Origin of the sequence: Polyangium spumosum (assembly GCF_009649845.1) — a bacterium.
Classification (GTDB): Bacteria; Myxococcota_A; Polyangia; order Polyangiales; family Polyangiaceae; genus Polyangium; species Polyangium spumosum.
In genome coordinates this window covers 1-3,202 of record NZ_WJIE01000050.1, presented here as the reverse complement: position 1 = coordinate 3,202, position 3,202 = coordinate 1, and the positions used below count along the sequence as shown (strand labels likewise).

Sequence of the window (3,202 nt, the reverse complement as noted above, 5' to 3'; positions counted from 1 at the left end):
ACTACCTCCGAAGAAAGATCGCCGAAGCAGAAGCCCGCGCCACGCCGCCGAGCTGACATCCCACCCCCACTGCACCAGAGCTCGCGCGAAAACGTCGCGTCGCTGCAGGACAGTGTGCGCGTAGATACGATGCTGCCCATCGAGGACCGCGACGGTCATATCCCGCGGGATGTAGAGCGTGCCCATGTGGCTCTTCTCGTGCGCCGGCTCGAAGCGGGGCAGACCGTCGATCGCACCGACGAGGGCCGGCAGCGTGTAGTTCGTCGGGTTGTTCGTGATGTAGTCGGCGATCTTCGGGACGCGGACCTTGCTCAGCACCCGCTGCGCCCGGAGCTCGGGCGGCAGCTTGCCATCCACGGGAGCAAAGAGCTTGGCCACGTCCCGGAGCTGCACCATGACCGAGTAGTACTCGCCGCCGGCCTGGACACCCCGGATGGCCGGAAAGGCCCACTCGGACGCGTTGTTCTTCGCCTCGGTCCCGTGGCTCCTCTCCTTCGTCGGACCGGTCTGGGTGCCGCTCTTCTTCTGGTCGAGTTTCTTCTTCGTCATTGATTACCCCACTGACAGGGACTCGATTTCACATCCGGCGTATTCGCCTTCATCCACGCCACTCGCGCCCCACATCCCCGAATCTTCCGCAGCGGTTCTTCCGGCCGAGGCAGGTTGTGCCAATGCGCTCCGTGCACGAGCGCGTCGGCATAAACCTTTCCGGCCAGAATCACGAGCTGTGGAGGAGGATTGAACGCCGACAAAAGCTCGCCGATCGTTCGCGCTCCCCAGTCCTCCCGATCGTTCTTCCGAAACTTGCGGAGGCTCCGGTCATACGGGTGCAGCACGGTCTTCGGTGCGACCGCGCCGTAGAAGGCGGAGACGATGACCACCACGTCGCACGTCTTCTCGGCGTACGCGTAGGCGGCGCGAAAGAGCGCCGATGTATAGAAGTCCTTCGCGGGAGCCGGTTTCTTGTTCTTCAGAGCCGAACAGCCCACGAGAGCGACCCGCTTGGCCCCCGGCTGCTTCTCCGTGAACATGAACCCTCCGAGAGAGCTGGGCGCGCGTCAGAAGTCCTGCGAGTTTCCTCGGCGACTCCGACGACGCGCTGATCTCTACTTCTTCGTGCCCGCGTGATGACGCACAGGCGTCCGCACAGGCCCCTCAACTACTCCGCGGCCGACCGCTGCGCGAGGGAGTGCTCGATGGCGCTCCGGATCGCCGCGCCCAGCGGCCCCTTGATCGCCTCGCGCGCCTTTTCCCGGCCCTGACCGAGCGTCTCCCCGCGGAAGGACAAGTACGCGCCGCTCTTCTCGATGATCCCGTGAGCGACGGCGAAGTCGAGCAGGTCCCCGGCCGCGTCGATCCCCGTTCCCCAGCGGATGTCGAATTCCGCCTCCCGGAACGGCGGCGCGCACTTGTTCTTCACCACCTTCACGCGAGTCTTCGAGCCCAGCACCTCCTCGCCGACCTTGAGCGCCCCGATCCGCCGGACATCGAGCCGCACGCTCGCGTAGAACTTGAGTGCATTGCCTCCCGTGGTCGTCTCGGGGCTGCCGAAGACGACGCCGATCTTGTGCCGGAGTTGGTTGATGAAGATGAGCAGCGTCTCGGTCCGGTACGCGATCGCCGTGAGCTTGCGCAGGGCCTGGCTCATGAGCCGCCCCTGGAGGCCCATGTGCGCGTCGCCCATATCGCCCTCGATTTCGGCCTTCGGTGTCAAAGCCGCGACCGAGTCGATGACGATGACGTCGACCGCGCCGGAGCGGGTCAGCGTCTCGACGATCTCGAGGGCCTGCTCGCCGTTGTCCGGCTGCGAGACGAGCAGGCGGTTGACGTCGACGCCGATGTTGCGCGCATAGTTCGGATCGAACGCGTGCTCGGCATCGATGAACGCCGCAATGCCCTTCGCCTTCTGCGCCTCGTAGAGCGCGTGCAGGGTGAGCGTGGTCTTGCCCGACGACTCGGGCCCGTAGATCTCCACGATCCTGCCGCGCGGGTAGCCTCCGATCCCGAGAGCGGCATCGAGCGCGAGCGAGCCCGTGGGCAAGACGCGCACGCCGCGATCCGGATTGTCGTCCCCGAGGCTCATGATGGCACCCTTGCCGTACTGTTTCTCGATGGCCTGCAGAGCGCCGCGGAGGGCGCCGTTGTTCTGTTGCATGATGGTTGGTCCAAAGAAGCGCGCCCTCTCGAGCAGGCGCGCGTTACTGGCCTCGGGAGCCGCTCGCGGCGGCACGTCCGAGCTCGGGAGATTGGTCAGCCACGCGCGAAGACAGGAGCGAGGAGAACGGCCTCCGCGACGTGCGGTGCGCGAATGACCTCGCTCCCGTCGAGATCAGCGATCGTTCGGGCCACACGGAGCACCTTGGTCCGGAGGCTGGCCGACAGCCCGAGACGCTCGACGGCCTGCTCCAGGGTCCGCTTGCCCTGCGCATCAGGCGCGGCTATGCGCTCGAGCTCGCGGTCATTCAACGCGGTGTTGAGCGAAGAGGCGACCTTCTGCCGCGCCGCGCGCGCATGCTGAATCGTTCGTGCTGCAACTACCCGATTCCGCACCGTCTCGCTGTTTTCGCCCTTCGCCTTGCCCCCGAGCTGCGCGACGTCGACAGGCGGCACCACGATCTGCATGTCGACTTGCTCGAACAGCGGCCCACGCACTCGCTCCCGATGACGCCGGATTTGCTCGACCGAACATGTGCACCGCCGTTTTGCGTCCCCGTAGAACCCGCACGGGCACGCGTGCGTCGCCAGCACCAGGAGAGGACGCGCAGGAAAGACCGTGCGGTTCTGGCCCCGGATGACGACCGCTTCCCCTTGGGCGAGCGTTGTCTCCAGCAGAGCGAGCGAACTCCGACGGAATTCCGGCAGTTCGTCGAGGAACAAGACGCCGCCGTGGGCTTGGGACACCTCCCCGGGACGCACGGGCTCTCCCCCGCCGACAAGTCCTGCCGGAGCCACCGAATGATGTGGCGCGCGAAACGGTCGATTCGTAGCGAGCCCCTGCTCCGAATTGAGCAATCCCGCGACGGAGTGGATGCTCGTGACTTCGAGCGCCTCGTCCACGGACATCGGGGGCAGGATCCCTCTGTGCCAACATCCGATGAGACAGCGCTCCTCCCGAAATTAGTGTAGAGAAGAGGGCGGAGACTGGACCTGACCCGCGTGCCCAAACCTTCCCATCTTCGATCCATCGATTCTACCTCCGCCC

4 protein-coding genes are annotated in these 3,202 nt (G+C 65.7%); all 4 read right to left on the bottom strand.

Features of this window, described 5'->3' with window-relative positions; translation table 11 throughout:
* Positions 1–549 (bottom strand): DNA sulfur modification protein DndB (locus tag GF068_RS43170; RefSeq protein ID WP_153825419.1); only part of this gene is annotated, 549 nt, incomplete at its 3' end.
* Positions 546–1,031, bottom strand: coding sequence for a DUF6884 domain-containing protein (locus tag GF068_RS43165; RefSeq protein ID WP_153825418.1), 486 nt, complete (start codon positions 1,029–1,031; stop codon positions 546–548). The genes GF068_RS43170 and GF068_RS43165, both read right to left, overlap by 4 nt.
* Before the next feature lie 128 nt (positions 1,032–1,159).
* Positions 1,160–2,158: a recombinase RecA gene (gene recA / locus GF068_RS43160; protein WP_420814188.1), complete on the bottom strand. Its 999-nt coding sequence runs from the start codon at positions 2,156–2,158 to the stop codon at positions 1,160–1,162.
* Positions 2,159–2,250: 92 nt separating this feature from the next.
* Positions 2,251–3,072 carry an ATP-binding protein gene (locus GF068_RS43155; RefSeq protein WP_275939367.1) on the bottom strand — a complete coding sequence of 274 codons (822 nt, stop codon included), beginning with the start codon at positions 3,070–3,072 and terminating at the stop codon, positions 2,251–2,253.
* Positions 3,073–3,202 lie beyond the last annotated feature (130 nt).